This window comes from Phocaeicola faecicola (genome assembly GCF_013618865.1).
Lineage (GTDB): Bacteria > Bacteroidota > Bacteroidia > Bacteroidales > Bacteroidaceae > Phocaeicola > Phocaeicola faecicola.
Map to the genome: position 1 here is coordinate 1 of NZ_JABSOE010000005.1, position 16,995 is coordinate 16,995.

Annotated in this window: 18 protein-coding genes and 1 pseudogene; 12 read left to right on the forward strand and 7 right to left on the reverse strand. The window is 43.1% G+C overall.

What is annotated here, in order from left to right; all coding sequences use genetic code 11:
* Window positions 1-215, reverse strand: a pseudogene (locus tag H3001_RS19260) (helix-turn-helix domain-containing protein); the annotation flags it as partial.
* Between the two features lie 499 nt (window positions 216-714).
* Between H3001_RS19260 and H3001_RS02370 the strand changes: the two are divergent.
* From H3001_RS02370 to H3001_RS02410, 11 genes are all read left to right on the forward strand, one after another.
* The gene (locus H3001_RS02370) at window positions 715-867 is read left to right on the forward strand and encodes a bacteriocin-type signal sequence (RefSeq protein ID WP_181213988.1); all 153 of its coding nucleotides are present in this window, start codon (window positions 715-717) and stop codon (window positions 865-867) included.
* Window positions 868-1,064: 197 nt separating this feature from the next.
* Window positions 1,065-1,196 carry a hypothetical protein gene (locus tag H3001_RS19610; RefSeq protein ID WP_262890842.1) on the forward strand — a complete coding sequence of 44 codons (132 nt, stop codon included), beginning with the start codon at window positions 1,065-1,067 and terminating at the stop codon, window positions 1,194-1,196.
* 143 nt (window positions 1,197-1,339) lie between these two features.
* A complete protein-coding gene (locus H3001_RS02375; RefSeq protein ID WP_181213989.1) occupies window positions 1,340-1,486 on the forward strand; it encodes a hypothetical protein in 147 nt (48 codons plus the stop codon).
* A gap of 27 nt (window positions 1,487-1,513) precedes the next feature.
* The gene (locus H3001_RS19615) at window positions 1,514-1,642 is read left to right on the forward strand and encodes a hypothetical protein (RefSeq protein WP_262890843.1); all 129 of its coding nucleotides are present in this window, start codon (window positions 1,514-1,516) and stop codon (window positions 1,640-1,642) included.
* 241 nt (window positions 1,643-1,883) lie between these two features.
* Window positions 1,884-2,738: a CPBP family intramembrane glutamic endopeptidase gene (locus H3001_RS02380; RefSeq protein WP_181213990.1), complete on the forward strand. Its 855-nt coding sequence runs from the start codon at window positions 1,884-1,886 to the stop codon at window positions 2,736-2,738.
* A gap of 90 nt (window positions 2,739-2,828) precedes the next feature.
* The gene (locus H3001_RS02385; RefSeq protein WP_181213991.1) at window positions 2,829-3,998 is read left to right on the forward strand and encodes an HlyD family secretion protein; all 1,170 of its coding nucleotides are present in this window, start codon (window positions 2,829-2,831) and stop codon (window positions 3,996-3,998) included.
* A gap of 24 nt (window positions 3,999-4,022) precedes the next feature.
* Window positions 4,023-6,188: a peptidase domain-containing ABC transporter gene (locus H3001_RS02390; protein ID WP_219915827.1), complete on the forward strand. Its 2,166-nt coding sequence runs from the start codon at window positions 4,023-4,025 to the stop codon at window positions 6,186-6,188.
* Between the two features lie 59 nt (window positions 6,189-6,247).
* Window positions 6,248-6,430 (forward strand): hypothetical protein, encoded by a 183-nt coding sequence (locus H3001_RS02395; RefSeq protein WP_178244331.1) that lies wholly within the window; start codon window positions 6,248-6,250, stop codon window positions 6,428-6,430.
* 8 nt (window positions 6,431-6,438) lie between these two features.
* Complete coding sequence (locus H3001_RS02400) at window positions 6,439-6,585, forward strand: hypothetical protein (RefSeq protein ID WP_178244330.1); 147 nt, start codon at window positions 6,439-6,441, stop codon at window positions 6,583-6,585.
* Between the two features lie 218 nt (window positions 6,586-6,803).
* Window positions 6,804-7,154 (forward strand): hypothetical protein, encoded by a 351-nt coding sequence (locus H3001_RS02405; RefSeq protein ID WP_178244329.1) that lies wholly within the window; start codon window positions 6,804-6,806, stop codon window positions 7,152-7,154.
* A gap of 302 nt (window positions 7,155-7,456) precedes the next feature.
* Window positions 7,457-8,776, forward strand: coding sequence for a TolC family protein (locus H3001_RS02410; RefSeq protein WP_178244328.1), 1,320 nt, complete (start codon window positions 7,457-7,459; stop codon window positions 8,774-8,776).
* 384 nt (window positions 8,777-9,160) lie between these two features.
* Here the strand turns inward: H3001_RS02410 and H3001_RS02415 are convergent, their stop codons facing one another.
* On the reverse strand, window positions 9,161-9,337 hold the full coding sequence (locus H3001_RS02415; RefSeq protein ID WP_178244327.1) for a hypothetical protein: 177 nt from the start codon (window positions 9,335-9,337) through the stop codon (window positions 9,161-9,163).
* A gap of 171 nt (window positions 9,338-9,508) precedes the next feature.
* Here H3001_RS02415 and H3001_RS02420 point away from each other — a divergent pair, with 171 nt between their 5' ends.
* Window positions 9,509-9,808 (forward strand): GNAT family N-acetyltransferase, encoded by a 300-nt coding sequence (locus H3001_RS02420; protein ID WP_178244326.1) that lies wholly within the window; start codon window positions 9,509-9,511, stop codon window positions 9,806-9,808.
* Between the two features lie 120 nt (window positions 9,809-9,928).
* On the opposite strand, the gene H3001_RS02425 is transcribed toward H3001_RS02420, so the two are convergent.
* The 5 genes from H3001_RS02425 to menD all read right to left on the reverse strand — a co-directional run bounded on the left by H3001_RS02425 (window position 9,929) and on the right by menD (window position 16,993).
* Entirely contained in the window at window positions 9,929-12,073 is a 2,145-nt protein-coding gene (locus tag H3001_RS02425) for a cation:proton antiporter (protein WP_181213992.1), read from the reverse strand.
* A 99-nt stretch (window positions 12,074-12,172) separates the two neighbouring features.
* Window positions 12,173-13,327: an AMP-binding protein gene (locus H3001_RS02430; RefSeq protein WP_181213993.1), complete on the reverse strand. Its 1,155-nt coding sequence runs from the start codon at window positions 13,325-13,327 to the stop codon at window positions 12,173-12,175.
* Window position 13,328: 1 nt separating this feature from the next.
* Window positions 13,329-14,384, reverse strand: a complete 1,056-nt coding sequence (locus H3001_RS02435) for an o-succinylbenzoate synthase (protein WP_181213994.1) — start codon at window positions 14,382-14,384, stop codon at window positions 13,329-13,331.
* A gap of 91 nt (window positions 14,385-14,475) precedes the next feature.
* A complete protein-coding gene (gene menB, locus H3001_RS02440) occupies window positions 14,476-15,300 on the reverse strand; it encodes a 1,4-dihydroxy-2-naphthoyl-CoA synthase (protein ID WP_178244322.1) in 825 nt (274 codons plus the stop codon).
* A 28-nt stretch (window positions 15,301-15,328) separates the two neighbouring features.
* Complete coding sequence (menD, locus tag H3001_RS02445; protein WP_181213995.1) at window positions 15,329-16,993, reverse strand: 2-succinyl-5-enolpyruvyl-6-hydroxy-3-cyclohexene-1-carboxylic-acid synthase; 1,665 nt, start codon at window positions 16,991-16,993, stop codon at window positions 15,329-15,331.
* Window positions 16,994-16,995: the final 2 nt, after the last annotated feature.

Below are 16,995 nucleotides of genomic sequence, written 5' to 3' on the forward strand. Positions count from 1 at the left end.
AATATGAAGAACATTTTGTCCTGAATCAGAGGCAACACACTGGTCTTCCTGTTGTAAGATATACGTTGACGCACTTTGCCTTCCAAAGTGAAATGGCTGTAATATTCATCCCAATGGTACTTGAAAGCTACTAGCAAGGTATCAAACTCAACAGGAGTTAATCCTGTCGCTGCAAGCACTTGGCTATGACGGTGGCGAATCTTGTCATAATACATCAATTGAACTTTTTAGACCACAAAGATAAGTCAAAGAACGCTTTAATCAATTATTCGATATAAACTCTATTATATATTTTTTTTCTGCAAAAGTAATGTATTTTCTTTTAATTAATAACATAAGGTTAACTTTAAATTAACTCAAAACACACTTTCCTTATTATACTTTTGCGATAGTAAAACAAAAAAGAAACAGTAATATGGAAAAAACAATGAAAAAACTAACAAGAGGTGAAGTGATAGAAATAATTGGTGGTGGATATTGGTGTACAGAAATGGTCAATGGAGAAGTAGTTACATATTGGGTTAGTTGTTGATATTAGATACAATTAAGTCCTTTACAATCATATCCTAATATGTAGGTGATAGTATTAATAGATTTATTAGTCAACTTAACCTAACGATAACATAAAGGTAACACAATTCTAAATAGCATTGGCTTACCTTTGCATTAGTAAAACAAACAAAAAGTATAATAACAATTAAATAAGAAAAGCGTATGAAAATTAAAGAATTGAAAACACTGGAAATTGAAGATTTGAAAAACGTAAGTGGTGGAGTGGCACCTGGACCTAACGGTGAAGGTTGTACAGAACATTGGTTGCCTGACTTCTTGAAAGACAAGACACTTTTGGATATTCTTAAACACTAATAGTAGAAGAATGATATTTGAAAGAATCATAAATGAGAATAGTATTAACAAAAAAACAATGCGTATGAAAGAATTGAACAAAGATGAGAACCTGTCAATTATAGGCGGGTATTACCCTCCATCAGAGGAACAGTTGAAAAATCTGAATCCTATTGAGAGAATTTTTATTTGTTGGTAAAAATTTAAATTGAAAAATTATGAAAAAGAATGAATTGATGCGTACTATGAGTCTGCAAGAACAACAGGAAATTAATGGCGGTGAAGCCTTAGATGTCTTGATAAATACGATTGTAGACATTTTGAACGGGAGAATACCTATATATGTTTAATAGATTAAAATGTAATAGTATGGAATAACTGACAGTGGATGAAATGAGATTGACTGATGGTGGAATGATTATTTCCCCTTTTTCATTAAGTTTAAAAGCAATAGAGTTTATTTCAAAAATGTTTTAATAAAAATTAACGAGTTATGAAAGAAAATGTAATTATGGTTGAGTTGAATCAACAAGAAATGAAAGATGTAGATGGCGGTAATTGGGTTAAGATATTTTTTGCCCTTTTAGAATCAGCGGAGATAGCAAGTGAGTTTCAAGATGGATGGAATTCTGTTAAATAAATAATTAATTAAAAAAGGAGGTATATTATGAAAAAAGAATTGTATAAAGAACTTAACAGTAAAGAAAATGCTGAAGTTTATGGAGGTAAAAGTCTTTGGTATATGGCTGGTGAATATTGTCATAAAGCCTGGAATGAAATAAAATCTTGGTTCTGAATATTTACTTTCCGAATATTCATTGACTTGAATTTATTAAGTTGAGAGAGTGAAAGAGAAATCAAGACCGTAATTTTAAATTGTGCCATTTCCTGATAAGTCAATTATCTATAAATTTATTTCGGATACATTTGTAATCTAGATGTTTATTAAAGAAAAGACAAATAAAGGATTGACACAGTTTGAATTACGGTCTCTATACAGTTAGCTCCTTCACTCTATTTTTTTATTTTTTAAATTTATGTGTCATATTGAAAAGAAAAATAGAATACCACTTTGGGGTGATTTGCTGCTTTTAATTTTGGGTTTCTTTTTTGGAGCCTTGATAGCAGAGGAATGCACTTTGTCTTTATTGGGTTCAACAGGTTATGAAAACGACCAATATTATTTGTTGTCTGCTATACTGTCTTGTTCAATGGTGTCTTTGGTTATCTTGTTTTTGCATTGCATCATAGACAAACGTCCTTTAAGAGAACTGGGCTTGTGTTCTTTTAATAAGTTAAGAAAATTTTCTAAGATTATTATTTTGTGGACCGTTATTGTATTCACTCTCGGACTGATAATTTGTATATTGAGCGGTTCAGCAAATATATCAGCAGTTCAATTACATTGGGAAGATTTATCTTTAAGTCTGATAATGTTCATTTTTGGTGCTTTTTATGAGGAAATTCTTATAAGGGGTTATTTGTTGACACGTTTATGTCGCTCTGGTTTGAATATCTGGATAAGTTTAAGTATAACCTCTCTCATATTTTCTGCTTTACATTTAGCAAATCCCGATATGAGTATCTGTTCAGCTTTTAATCTTTTTTTAGGTGGCTTTTTTGATGGCTGTATTTTTTTATTAACCGGAAGTCTTTGGTCGGCTGTAATTTCTCATTGTGCATGGAATTGGCTACAAGGTTCTATTTTTGGTTTCAATGTCAGTGGTGGAGAATTTTATCAATCACTTATAACTTTAGAATACCCTTCTTACAATTTAATAAATGGTGGATTGTTTGGATTTGAAGGTTCTATTATATGTACGATATTATTACTACCTTCTGTTTTTGTATTAATGAAACTTGTATCTAAGAATCTTAAGAAAAATGTATGATTTATATTAACCTACTCTTAACCTAAGAATAACTTATTTCTTTATCTTTTTGACTTACATTTGTTGTGTAATCTAAAAAATAAAAGAGATATGTTATTACCGAACGAATGGATAGAGAACAGTATTGAGACATACATCTATCAGCACACAACAAAATCACAGATAATCTATTGGATTGTCTTATTTGCAGTTACAGTCACATTAGTGGCACTTCCATTTATCTATGTAGATATCTCCGTACAGGGGAGTGGAGTAGTAAGACCGGTAGCGGAAAAAGCGGAAATAACTTCTTCCATTACAGAAATTGTAGATTCGGTTTTTGTAAAGGAAGGAGAGCAGGTTAACAAGGGTGACGTGATACTAAGATTCAGAACCAATAGTTCTGATTATAAAATCAATTATCAGACCAGCCGACTGAATGATTGTAGTGCACAGCTTGCCGACCTTGCTTATCTGGCAGAGGGTAATTGTCCGAAACTCTTCAGTTCTCCGGTAAGACAACAGGAATATGCCTATTTTATCCGTAAGAAACAGGAACTGGAAACAGGATTGGCACAAGCGGAAAAGGAATATCTTAGAAATAAAACTTTGTTTGAAAAGAAAGTTATCTCTGAGGAGGAATACGACAGTTACTATTTCAAATACAAAAGCCAACAAAATGAATTGGCATCGCTGGTACAAAGCCAGATAAGTACATGGCAGGCAGACCAGAATACATACAGGAATACATACAACGAAATGAGTACCAACCTGAAGCAGGAAATAAAAGATAAGGATATGTATATTGTCCGTAGTCCGGTAGATGGAACTGTTGACCAGTTCTCTGGAGTATATCGTGGCAGCAGCATTCAGGCAGGACAGTCTTTAGCTGTCATAAGCCCCGACTCAACACTATGTATTGAGGTATATGTCACACCAAGAAATATCGGATTCATGAATATTGGCATGCCTGTAAATGTGCAGGTGGAATCCTTCAATTACAACGAATGGGGGACAATACCGGGAAGAGTGAAAGATATATCATCAGACTTTCTGACAGACAGTCAGGGAAATTCCTTCTACAAGGTGAAATGTGAAATGGAGCGCGACTTCCTTCAACTTAAGAACGGGAGGATAGGAAAGCTGAAAAAAGGGATGACGGTAAATGCTCATTTTATGGTAACAAGACGGTCACTGTTCGACCTGCTTTATCAGAAGATGGACGGATGGGTAAATCCGAAGCAGTATGAAAATGAAACGATGGTAGCTAAACTGAATTGATTGTGAATATAGAATAAAAGAATTATGTATAGAAAAGGAATCAAAATTAAGCAGCATGACATTACTGACTGCGGTGCTGCATGTCTTGCCTCTGTATGTGCACATTATGGGCTTCAATTCCCTGTGGCCCGCATCCGCCAGTATGCCTTTACAGACCAGAAGGGGACTAATGTATTGGGGATGATTGAAGCTGCGAACCGTCTCGGACTTTCAGCAAAAGGTGTAAGAGCACAGTTTGAAGCTCTATCCATCGTACCGAAACCAACAATTGCACATGTGATTGTGCACGAGCATTTGCAGCACTTTATTGTCCTGTATAAAGTAGAAAAGGAACACATTACCTATATGGATCCCGGTGACGGTAAAATGCATAAGGTTACGAATGCTGAATTCCAGAAAATGTGGACAGGTGTACTTGTTCTGATGGAACCGGAGGAGACCTTTAAAAAGGGAAATATGAAAACGAGCATGACAAGGAAATTTTTCTCACTGCTGGCTCCACATAAGAGTGTCATGATGCAGGCTGTATTCGGGGCGTTAATATACAGTATATTAGGACTTTCTACTTCTGTATATGTAGGTAAGATTACTGATTATGTCCTGGTAGACGGAAATATCAACCTGCTTAACCTTATGGGAATTGTGATGATTATTATTCTGATACTCCGTACTTTCATAGGGTCAATGAAAAGCATTCTGGCATTGAAGACCGGGCAACGAATAGATGCAGCTCTTATTCTCGGTTACTATAAGCATTTGCTGACATTGCCACAACAGTTTTTCGATACCATGCGTGTGGGAGAAATCATTTCGCGTGTGAACGATGCGGTGAAGATACGAAACTTCATCAACAATGTATCTCTTGACCTGGTAGTAAACATGATGATTCTGTTATTCTCGGTAGGTCTGATGTTCGTGTATTCGTGGGAACTTGCCTTGGTGACATTGGCATCCGCGCCGTTATTTTTGCTCATTTTCTGGGCTTTTAATAGGCTAAACAGAAAATATCAACGCGGCATCATGGAGAGCAGTGCAGATCTGGAGTCTCAGTTGGTTGAATCTATAAATTCCATTTCGACAATCAAACGTTTCGGTATAGAAGACTTTGCGAATTTGAAAACAGAAACACGTTTTGTACATCTCCTGAAGAACACCTATCGCAGCATTTATGGGGCAATTATGGCTCAGGGAGGTATCCAGTTTGTATCAACCGCAATAACAATTGCTGTGCTATGGATGGGAAGTGTTCTGGTCATAGACAAGGAGCTTACACCAGGTACACTGATGGTATTCTATTCGCTTATCAGTTATGTCATATCACCGATAGGGTCATTGATTTCATCCAATCAGACAATACAGGATGCGCTGATTGCAGCAGACCGCCTTTTTCAGATTATGGATCTTGAGCGTGAACAGGATGACAGCCAAAAAATAGAACTCAGAAAGGATATGATCGGGGATATTGTGTTTGAGAATGTATCGTTCCGATATGGCTCCCGTAAAGAGGTATTTAACGGACTCAACCTGAAGATAGATAAAGGAAAGACCACTGCAGTCATCGGTGAGAGTGGGTCCGGTAAAACTACACTCATATCATTGCTTCAACATATTTATCCGATTCAAAGTGGTCAGATACGTATCGGTGGATATGATATTTCTCAAATAAGCAATAAGAGCCTTCGTAGTCTTGTTGGTACTGTACCACAGCAAATTGAGCTTTTTGCCGGTACTATTATAGAGAATATAGCAGTGGGTGATCTCCAACCTGATATGAAGCGTATTGTAGATTTGGTAGAACAACTTGGTTTGAAGGACTTTATTGAGCGTCTTCCTAATGGCTACATGACCTATATAGGAGAACATGGAGCTTCTTTATCTGGTGGTGAACGGCAGCGAATAGCCATAGCCCGTGCGCTGTATAAGGAGCCGGAAATTCTGATTTTTGATGAAGCGACTTCTTCCTTGGACTCAATATCTGAGAAGCATGTAAAGAGAACACTCGATGCACTGGCCAGTTCCGGAAAGACAGTCATTATCATTGCTCATCGTTTGAGTACTGTAAAAAATGCAGATATGATTGTGGTACTTGACAATGGTAAAGTATCCGAAACCGGTACGCATAAGCAATTGTTTGATTCCAATGGAATTTACAACAGATTATGGAATGAACAGTTTGATCAGTTGGATTAAAAATAAAGAACTATTGCAATAGTATAATTATAATTTTATCAATCTAAAAATTTAAAAGAATGGAAAGGACAAATGAAAAAAAAATTGTTGCTTTATCAGAAAAGGAAAGTCAACAAATTGAGGGAGGTATTGTCCAATTTCTCCTTGGAGCAATCATTGGAGGGTTTATATATGATTGCATTTCTGAACCTGGACATTGTATTAATGGATTTCGTGATGGTATGAATAATGGTCTTAAATAGTTTTTATTATGAAAGATTTGACAATGACAGATATGGTGAACATACATGGTGGTTCTACATTTTCATACTATGTTTTCTGGTTTTTAGGTAGATCATTTGTATCTCCTGCAGAACTTGATAAAAATGGTATGAATCCAGTACACTTATGGAACTAATAATCAACAAGTCTTGGTATTTTTATTAATAATGAAAAAGAAGATGAGTTTCTTGTAGCCTTCTCTCGGATATTTATAAATAACATCAGGGATGGTATATACAAACTCATCTTCTATTTAAGTATTTGATTTTTAACAAAACAACCTTTTGTAAGAAATGCTTACCTTACTGGTAAGTATTATAAAAGAATTGTAAAAAATATCATGAAGATTCAAATATGAATAAGAAACTTTTTTTATATGGTATATTAATTGCCGCAGTAGGACTAATACTATCACATACATATAGACCTTACATATATAGTCACAATCTTTTTGATTTTCATTTAGCAGATGTTATTGGTAGTATCGTGTGTGTGCCTTCATCAGTTTTATTTTTTTATGGGATGGATCCTAGATATTCTGTGAAAAAATATACTGTTTACGCTACAATAGTATATATAAGCTATGAGTTGTTGGGGCTTTTCAATATACATGGTACCTTTGATATATATGATATTATTGCAATTATTATCAGTGCTTTTTGTTTTTATCGAATTTATATCAGGTTAAGTAAAAAAACTCATTGAATAGAATGATTGGATGAAACTGTATATCGCATTTCCAGTGTATTTGCTGAATGTATCAGGGCTCAGGATCCATGTCTGATAATTCTGCTCGACTGGGCTGATGGCTTGTTGCCTGAAGGTAAGGTCAAGGAACCGTTCTCTAAAATTGAGAAGCCCGTAAATTCGGGAGAAAGGGGAGGGCTGTCTAGTTGCCGACAATGAAAGTTCTGTTGTTGCTCTCTGTTAACCTGCTGATAACATTTCGATAACTTTAATCTTCTTTCTGCCTATATATATTTGTAGTGAATAAAAAATTATTAAAGATGAAAAGATTGATATTTATACTGGTTATTGTCGGATTGTTTTCCTGTTCTGGATATGCACAAGAAAAAAAATGGACCCTTTCGGAATGTATTGATTATGCGGTGACACACAACATAGAGGTAAGACAAAGTGTCAATCAGATTCAAAATCTGAAAGTAGAAAAGAATACGTTAAGAAACAGCTTTCTACCGAATCTGAAAGCAGGCGCTTCGCATAACTTTACATTCGGTCGTTCTCTAAACCAGAGTAATACATATGAGAACAGTAACATACAGAACTCTTCTTTCTCTGTAAGCACTGAAATACCTGTTTTTATGGGATTTAAACGTACAGTTGCTGTAACACAGAATAAATTTGATTTACTTGCAGCTGAAGCAAAAAAGGAACTTATAAAAAACAACCTGTTGATAAATGTGGCAGGAGCATATTTTCAGATATTACTTAATAAAGAAATATATAATATAGCGCTTGCGCAGATACAGCTTACCAAAGAGCAGGAGGTCTGTACAAAGATATTGATTGATAATGGGAAAGCACCCGAATCACAACTTTATGATGTCCGTGCTCAATTGGCGGATGATGAACTTGCTGCAACAGAAGCACGAAATTCATTAAGGCTTTCTTACCTTGACTTGGCACAACTTATGGAATTAGATGAATATGAGGAATTTGATATTGATTCCATAGATGGGGATGTTGCTATTGCTGATACTTTGAACCTGATGAATATTTATCAGTCAGCTTTGACATGCATGCCGCAGATACTTCAGGCATTTTATGCTTTGCAAAGTAAGACAAAAGGCATAAAGATAGCCCAGTCCGGATTTTATCCTACTATATCTTTTGTAGCAGGGATGAGTACAAATTATTATAATAATACTTCTGCTCTATATGAGAATTTCAGGAAACAGTTTAATAACCATATGCAGAAAAGTCTGTGTCTAACGGTTAGTATACCTCTTTTCGACCGGTTTTCAGTGAGAAATAAAGTACGGTCAGCACGTATAGAAGAAAATAATGCAAGATTGTCCTTGGAAAATGAGAAGAAACAACTATATAAAGATATAGAACAGGCTTATACAGCTGTAATTTCTGCATATGAAAAATACCGTTCTACAACAAAAGCGGTAATGGCCAATAAAGAAGCACACAGATACGCTTTAGAAAAATATGCAGCAGGAAAGTCAACTGTATTTGAATATAATGAAATCAAGATGAAACTTGCTGATGCACTTTCACAACAGTTTCAGGCAAAATATACTTATCTGCTGAAAGATCGTATCCTGGCCTTTTATTCATATTTTACATTAACCGATTAATACAGATAATCATGTATTCGATAAAATTAGACTTGATATTGTCTTAGGTATACAAAATTAATTTTATACATATGAGTATTTCACAAATAAGGTTGTACCGACAGAGGCAAACGCTCTGTTGGTACAATAGAAAAGTGTTATCCTTAGTATTGTATTCTGCAAATAAATATTCTATGTACATCCTCGCTTCCGGTACTTGTAAGCATTGCTACTAGACGGCTCTTCCTGCAATGTCTGGCCTTGTGGAGGAAACGGGATACAACTCCCCGTTGTGCTATGAAGTCTTATTGTTGGAAAGTCAGGCCGGGGCAAAAAAATATGGGAGGTGATTTCCGGACGGAATCCACTTCCCATATTTATGTAAATCTTATACTGATCTGGTTGTTAATCAGTGATGCGTTTGTTCAGGACGATATAAGAAATCAGTCCCAAAACAACCAGGGCCAATGAAGTACCCAAGATGGCATTGTTGTTTACATTGCCGGTTGCAAAGCAAACGACAAGGATCACTGCACCGATAATTACCAGTATCACTCCCAAGTTTTTCAATAAGCTTTTCATGTGTGTCTTCTTTTTATGGTTTATTTTTCTTGGTTACAAATTAAGTTATAATTCTTGTATTGAGAAAATTATTTCGTGAAAAAAAACGGAAATTCAATGAAATATCTTCTTCTCGCAGAGGTTTTTGTCTTTTATTTTGTATCTTGGTGTAGTTAATTCAAATGTATGCCTATGAAAGTGGAACATGATGAACAGAAAAAGAAATTCTTTGTGAAAGTCGATGGTTATGAGGCCCATGTGGCTTATGACGTGCACGACGGTGCGTGGGATATCCGCCATACAGTGGTTCCTAAACCGATTGGCGGTCAGGGTATTGCCTCCATGCTGGTAAAGCAGGTCTATGATGAGGCCCGTGCCCGGGGAATGAAATGCATGGCTACCTGCTCGTATGCAGTGTTGTGGTTGCAAAGACATCCCGAGTATGAGGGAATAGTGAGCGACGACCATGCTCCTGACGCTTGTGCGTTGTAGGCAGAACGGACGGATGATACGGAAACGGCGTGTATGAAAGGGAGAGCCTTTATCATACACGCCGTTCATTTGAGGTCTCCGGGCTGAAGATGATTCCCGGAGCGATTTTATATCCGAAGTCTATGCTTTATAAATCTTTTTCTTTTTGATGAAGAACAGCCAGCGCAACAGGGAAGCGATGGGTGTGTGGCTGAACGAATTGATTTCATCGGTCCGTTCGTCTATCTTCTTCATCCGTTCTTCCGCATCTTTTTCCGAAAGCATTCCGTTGTTGACCATCTGTCTTACCGTCCGCCGTTCGTTGCTGAGCATCATGCGGATGGACTTGATGGTCAGTGCATGTCCGTATGCCTTCGGGAAATTCTTGGCCAGTTCGTTCAGTACGGTGGTCATCCGCTGGATATTGTGTTCAATCTCATTCCGCAGTGTCTGTACGATGGTCTGCTGTTCAGAGGCAATCCACTGTGAGGAAGCCAGCTCTTCCAGCAGCTTGAGGCTTTCCTTCTGGAGGATGATGAAACCTCTTCCCAGGTCATAGACCACGGTAATCCGTTCCCGGAAATAGAAACTCATCCAGTTCTGGATGTATGGCATGCTCCGCATGTGGTTCAGAAAATCGGTCCGCTGGCAGAACTGGAAAATGGAGTTTCGGATATCGAGTGCATAATTTCCGTCGTGGTCATACAGTTCGTCCAGGGAGTTCATCAGCCGCAGGAACACCGTCTTGGATATGATACCCTCTTCATAGATTTCCCGGCAGACTGCCTTTTCGCGGTCCAGAATACGGAGACGGATTTCCGGCAGCATGGCCTTTGCCTGAGGCGTTTTGCCCGGATCGGCCGGAAGTTCGCTCATGTATGAAGCAACCTTTTCCCAGTTGGCCCCCGCCAGGGTTTCCCGTTTCTTGAGATTTTCCAGGTACTTTTCTGAACTCTCGTGCAGCGACTGCTCAATGCGGTATTCCAGCAGGGTACGGGCCGACGGGATATGTGTCAGTCCCAGGCGGTTGAGCAGCCAGCGCATGGTGGTGGCATTGATGCAGAGGGTCAGGGTAACCACTCCGGCCGTATAGAACAAAATCTGACTGCGTATGTCTTCAGGAATGGCAGGCGTATAGGATACCATCAGTGCCAGTGTCATTGCCAGTGCCCCTCTCAGTCCGCCCCAGGTCAGAATCACCGACTCTCTTCGGCTCAGTCCGTAGCCCAGGCGCTTCATCAGCGGGAAGAACAGCATGATCATTGCAAACCGGATGAGGTTGAGGGCAGCATAAATCAGTATCAGTATGCCCAGCGCCTTCCAGGAGAAATCAATCTTCTCGGCAATAACCACACCCACCAGAATGAAGATCAGTGTGTTGGCAATGTAGGTAAGCAGTTCCCAGAAATGCTCCATGAAGGTATTCACCTGCGGCTTGAAGCGCGGCTTGCCCACGTAGGTGACAGTCAGTCCGAAGGCCACCAGCGCAATGACTCCCGATACCCCCAGGAAAAACTGGGAAAGGATGAAAGTCAGGTAGGCCGACAGGATAATCACACTGTTCTGTATCATCTCCTCGGAATTGATGCGCGTGATAAACCAGATGATCAGACGGGCCATCAGGAATCCCAGCAGGGTACTGATACCGACTTCCCGCATGAAGGTGAGGAAGGGAGAGGCATGGCTGGCTTCTCCTCCGGCTGCAAAGGCTCCGAAGAAGAGCATGAAACAGACGATGCCCGTACCGTCGTTCAACAGCGATTCGGCATCAACCAGTGTCGAGAAGCGTTTACTGGTCTTCAGTTCATGCAGGAGTGCCACTACGGCCACCGGGTCGGTGGCGCTGATCAAGGCTCCGAACATCAGTGCAAAAGTCCAGGTCCATGATTCCAGTCCGGGAATAAAGGTGCTGATTCCGACCATGAATGCCCCGGTGAGTAACATGCAGACCACCAGTCCCGGTACTGCCAGCAGGGTGGCGTTCGCCAGGGTCTTTTTGAAGATATGCAGATTGAGTTCGTAAGCCGCATCAAAAATCAATATGGGCAGGAACAGATACAGAATCAGGTCGGGATTGATGTTTGCCACCGAATTGATTCCTTTGCTGAGTACCGGCATCCCTTGAAAGATTCCGCCGCGGTTCAGGACTCCCAGAAGAATACCGATGGCAAAAAGTCCCACCGTATAAGGAATCCGGCTATGTTTCAACAGTGATTTCAAAAGGGCACCGATGACAAGGCCCCCGATGGTGAGCAGCAACGGTATCAGAAAAGTGTATCCATCCATATGTGTCAAATGATTAAATGTATCATGCCGCCTTGTGAAACGGCGTAAACAAGGTTATACTGTTTAACAAAGTTAAATAATATAAATCGTAAATGCAAATTATTTCCCGGAACATCCGGTACGGCTCTGAAGAATCTCGGTGGCCCGCTGTCTTCCTGTCTTTCTGTCTGCCTTTCCGGTTTCGGTGAGTGGCAATGCCGGAATCCGTACCAGGTGACGCGGTTGCCTGTAACGGGGAAGCTGGTGTATGGCCTCCTGCAAGACCTCATCTGGGCAGCCGTTGTCCGTTTCTGTTAGCAGGACGATGACCTCTCCGAATTTCGCATCCGGTACTGAAGTAATCTGAAACGGCACGGAAAGTCGTGCGGCCAGTTCCTTTTCCACCTCTTCAATCTGCACCTTCACTCCTCCGGTATTGATGGTATTGTCCTTCCGGCCGGCAATGCGGAACTGTCCCTCTGCATTGAATACGGCGATGTCATTGGTGACAAGCGGTTCGGGATGCACCTGCGGGGCATGGATGATGAGGGTATCGTCGGGAGACAGACTCAGTTGTACGCCCGGAAAGGGAGTATACCACTGGGAGGCCTCTTTGCCGTTCAGCCGGCGCAAGGCGATGTGTGAGAGGGTTTCTGTCATGCCATACGTACTCCAAACGGCATGAGGGAAGTCCTTCAGGGTCTTTTCCACCTGCTCGTCTACGGCACCGCCTCCAATGATCAGGTGGCGGATGGCTGACAGGCGTTCTGCCTCTTCGGGTACCTGCAGCGAATTGAAGACCTGCATGGGAATCATGGCTGAGAAGACGGGTACCTGGCTGATGTTTTCAAGAGGGTGTCCGCAGGGGGCAAGTGGCAGGAGGTTCAGTCCGGCAACCAGGGCACGGACGACTACCATCTTTCCGGCAATGTATTTCAGGGGCATGCAGAGCTGGGCCGTATCGCCTGCTTGCAGTCCGAGAAACGACACGGTCATCTGGGCACTGTTCATCATGCGCTTCTTTTCTACCCACATTTCCTTGGGTGTACCGGTCGATCCCGAAGTATGTACCCGCAGCGTGTCCCTGCCGTCAAACCACTCGCACAGGAAGTCGGCAAGGCTGGCATGAAAACTCTCTTTTCCGTATCTTCCGTAAAAATCCTCCTGCAGGGCGGAACGGCCGTTTTCTGCGGTGGGGGAAGCTGCGGAAGCCGGATAACAAACCCCGTCGATGGTGATGCACTGACGGGGTATTTCGGTAATGAATGTATTCATCTTATTGAAGAAACTTGATTAAGTCGGGTTCCTGTTCTTCCGGATGATACCAGAGACAGTCTCCTTGTATGTGTAAAGGATAATCCACATTGTCTGTGAAAAGCAGGCCCGTACCCAGCCCCTGTGGAACGGAAGGAGAGAGGGTGGCACACCAGTGCGCGATGGCATTCAGACCCACGTTCGATTCCAGTGCCGAGGTTACCCAGAAACCGATGTGCCGTTCCCGGGCAAGAGCAATCCATTCTTCCGATCCCCGGATACCTCCGTGCAGAGAGGGTTTCAGAATGATATACTGCGGACGGATGGTGTCCAGCAGCAAGGCTTTCCGGTGAGGGTCATTGACACCGATCAGTTCCTCGTCCAGTGCAATGGGCAGTGGAGTCGTGGCACAGAGCGCAGCCATTGTCTCCCACTGTCCGGCGCGGACAGGCTGTTCGATGGAGTGCAGCCGGAACTCGTTCAGCTGTGCCAGTTTCCGGGCAGCCTCTTCCGGAGCAAAAGCTCCGTTTGCATCGACCCGCAGTTCGATTTCCTCTTCCGAAAAATGCTTCCGGATGTGATGCAGGAGTTCCAGTTCCTTCTCAAATTCGATTGCACCGATCTTCAGTTTGATGCACCGGAAGCCCAGTTTCATCTTCTCCTCGATGCGCCGGTACATCTGCTCAAAGTCCCCCATCCAGATCAGTCCGTTGATAGGGATGCCGGCAGTGCCGTTTCCGAACGGTGTGTCCGACAGTTTCAGGCTGCCGGTATGCAGGTGCCGGAAAGCCGTTTCCAGTCCGAAGAGCATGGAAGGATAGGAACGCATGGCTTCGTAGTCGATTTCTCCTGTTTCGGCTACCTGCTGGCAGAAGCGGGCCAGCACTTCCGCATAGTCGGGGCGGGCATCGCAGCTCAGGTCGGGAAGGGGAGCACATTCTCCCACACCGTATTGTCCGTTTCGCAGATCGGTCACCCGCAGGTACCATACCTGCCGGGTATGATAGACACCGCGGGAAGTACCTGCAGGCTGTTTGAAGTGCAGGGTGCGGGGGATAATTTCTATTTGATACTTCATATGAGTTGGGTTTATGGAATACGGATATGATAAAAAACCGGAAGACCTTGTCGGCCGACCGGTTCATAGAGTTATAGAGTTAATAAACGGATCAGGGGAATTTCGGATACTTGCTCCAGTCGGGCTTGCGTTTCTCCAGGAACGCCTTGCCGCCTTCCTGTGCTTCTTCTGTCATGTAATAAAGCATGGTGGCATCTCCAGCCAGTTCCTGAATACCCGCCTGTCCGTCGAGTTCCGCATTCAGTCCGGCCTTGATCATGCGAAGTGCCAGCGGACTGTGCTGCATCATGGTTTCTGCCCATTCTACCACTTCGTCTTCCAGTCGGTCGAAAGGCACTACCTTATTGACCAGTCCCATTTCGAGGGCTTCCTGAGCCGAATACTGACGGCAGAGGAACCAGATTTCACGGGCCTTTTTCTGTCCGACGATGCGTGCCAGATAAGAAGAACCGAATCCGGCGTCAAAGCTTCCCACACGAGGACCGGTCTGTCCGAAGATGGCATTTTCGGAAGCGATGGTCAGGTCGCAGACTACGTGGAGCACGTGACCGCCACCGATGGCATATCCGTTGACCATGGCAATGACGGGCTTGGGGATGGAGCGTATCTGCTTCTGTACATCCAGTACGTTCAGGCGGGGTACTCCGTCGGTACCTACATAACCGCCATGTCCTTTGACGTGCATGTCTCCTCCTGAGCAGAAGGCTTTGTCGCCCGCACCGGTCAGCACTACCACGTTGATGTCCTGGCACTCCCGGCAATAATAGAGTGCATCACTGATTTCGGTGGTGGTGGTAGGCGTGAAGGCATTGCGGTATCTGGGCCGGTTGATGGTGATTTTGGCAATGCCGTTATAAAATTCAAAAAGAATATCCTGATATTCCTTGATGGTTTTCCATTCTCTTGGTTGTGACATAGCTTGAGGATTTATGTTGATATGTTGATTATTTTTTCAGACTGTGGTAATACTCTTTCAGCAATTCGATGTCCAGCTGCTTGTCCGTAAAGACTTCCAGCAGCATCGGGCGCTGGGTGACAGACGGCTCTGTAAAACGCTTCACCGCTTCATCCAGTTCTGCATCGTTGTGTGCCGACAGGTATTCAAAGCCCCGGTCTTCGGCCCAGGCATGGGCGGAGGACTTGTGAGTGGCCGTTACAAAGCGGCGGGCATTTTCGTGCAGTACCAGTCCCGGCAGGGCATGGAAAATCTCACCTCCCTCGTTGTTGAGCAGCAGAATGCGGACATTGGCCCCGTAGTTGGAGTTCCATAACGCATTCATGTCATAGAAGAAGCTCAGGTCGCCGATGATGATGAAGTTCAGTTTGTCGGAAGCCGTAGCATAACCGATGGCCGTTGACAGCGAGCCTTCGATTCCGTTGGTACCGCGATTCGACAGAATTTCTACTTCTGAAGGAACGTCGAACAACTGTGCGTAACGGACCGTTGAACTGTTGGCGAGGTGGAGGGAGCAGGGTACCGGAAGCTGACGGATGACTTTTCCGATGGCACTCATCTCCGAATAGGCGAAATCGGCCTGTGGAATGGCCTTCGAGCGGGCCTCCCAGCCCCTCGGATAATCGGGAGTCCGGTTGTCCATCATCGGAGCGATTTTCTCCAGGAATTCAAACGGATCCATTTCGATGAGGGTTGTCAGCGAGCCGTACAGGTCCATGACCTCTCCGTCGGGAGAGATGTGCCAGTGTTCTACCGGCGGGTGCTTGCGCAGGAACCGTTTCAGCCGTTTCGAAATCACGTGTCCGCCATAGGTAATCAGCAGTTCCGGACGCATTTTCTCCTGCTCTTCCTGATTCATGGAACAGAGCAGCGGTTCGATGTTGCGGATAGGCATTCCCGGTACGGTCTGGTTGCTGATGTTCTCAGAGAACCACGCAAAATGTTTGTAAAGCATCTTGGTATACCGCTTGTCGAACAGATAGATCAGGTTCATCTGACCGACCACGACCATGCGCCGCTGGTAGCGGTTCAGCCGGTCGATGAGGGGCTGGTAATCCTTGTCGTATACATTGAGTCCCTGGTACCGTGTGATGACTCTTGCGTTCGGAAGTTCGTTGACCGGAAGCAGGAAGAAAGGTTCACTGATAGGTACATTGATGTGAACGGGACCTTTTCCATGGTGGCTCAATTCCAGTAAGGCCTCATTGATGAGGCGGTTGCAGTACCATTCGTCTTCTTCGGATACCACTTCGGGCAGGGAAACCGATTTCTTGACCAAGGTTCCGAAAACCCCCGGTTGGGGAAGGGTCTGTCCGTCCATCTGTCCGATCCATGCAGCCGGACGATCGGCGGAAATGACAACCAGCGGAACCTGCTGGTAATACGCCTCTGCTACCGCCGGATGGAGGTTGAGCAAGGCAGTTCCCGAAGTACAGCATACGGCAGCCGGACCACCTCCGTGCAGGGCAAGTCCCAGTGCAAAGAAACCGGCACTGCGCTCGTCGGTAACGGGATAGCACGTAAAGTCCGGTATGTTGGCCAGGGTCTGTACCAGAGGTATGTTCCGGCTTCCCGGGCACAATACGATTCGCTTGATGCCGTGAGCACGCAGCAGTGCCACAAGCTGTAGAATATTCTTTTTATCGGTATACATAG

Coding starts and splice junctions, on each gene's coding strand:
- H3001_RS02425 (WP_181213992.1), bottom strand. CDS start 12,073: ATGGATGGATACACTTTTCTGATACCGTTGCTGCTCACCATCGGGGGC.
- H3001_RS19615 (WP_262890843.1), top strand. CDS start 1,514: ATGAAAAAAGAATTGTATAAAGAACTTAACAGTAAAGAAAATGCTGAA.
- menB (WP_178244322.1), bottom strand. CDS start 15,300: ATGTCACAACCAAGAGAATGGAAAACCATCAAGGAATATCAGGATATT.
- H3001_RS02395 (WP_178244331.1), top strand. CDS start 6,248: ATGGAAAGGACAAATGAAAAAAAAATTGTTGCTTTATCAGAAAAGGAA.
- H3001_RS02405 (WP_178244329.1), top strand. CDS start 6,804: ATGAATAAGAAACTTTTTTTATATGGTATATTAATTGCCGCAGTAGGA.
- H3001_RS02430 (WP_181213993.1), bottom strand. CDS start 13,327: ATGAATACATTCATTACCGAAATACCCCGTCAGTGCATCACCATCGAC.
- H3001_RS02435 (WP_181213994.1), bottom strand. CDS start 14,384: ATGAAGTATCAAATAGAAATTATCCCCCGCACCCTGCACTTCAAACAG.
- H3001_RS02385 (WP_181213991.1), top strand. CDS start 2,829: ATGTTATTACCGAACGAATGGATAGAGAACAGTATTGAGACATACATC.
- menD (WP_181213995.1), bottom strand. CDS start 16,993: ATGTATACCGATAAAAAGAATATTCTACAGCTTGTGGCACTGCTGCGT.
- H3001_RS02375 (WP_181213989.1), top strand. CDS start 1,340: ATGAAAGAAAATGTAATTATGGTTGAGTTGAATCAACAAGAAATGAAA.
- H3001_RS02390 (WP_219915827.1), top strand. CDS start 4,023: ATGTATAGAAAAGGAATCAAAATTAAGCAGCATGACATTACTGACTGC.
- H3001_RS02380 (WP_181213990.1), top strand. CDS start 1,884: ATGTGTCATATTGAAAAGAAAAATAGAATACCACTTTGGGGTGATTTG.
- H3001_RS02415 (WP_178244327.1), bottom strand. CDS start 9,337: ATGAAAAGCTTATTGAAAAACTTGGGAGTGATACTGGTAATTATCGGT.
- H3001_RS19610 (WP_262890842.1), top strand. CDS start 1,065: ATGAAAAAGAATGAATTGATGCGTACTATGAGTCTGCAAGAACAACAG.
- H3001_RS02410 (WP_178244328.1), top strand. CDS start 7,457: ATGAAAAGATTGATATTTATACTGGTTATTGTCGGATTGTTTTCCTGT.
- H3001_RS02370 (WP_181213988.1), top strand. CDS start 715: ATGAAAATTAAAGAATTGAAAACACTGGAAATTGAAGATTTGAAAAAC.
- H3001_RS02400 (WP_178244330.1), top strand. CDS start 6,439: ATGAAAGATTTGACAATGACAGATATGGTGAACATACATGGTGGTTCT.
- H3001_RS02420 (WP_178244326.1), top strand. CDS start 9,509: ATGAAAGTGGAACATGATGAACAGAAAAAGAAATTCTTTGTGAAAGTC.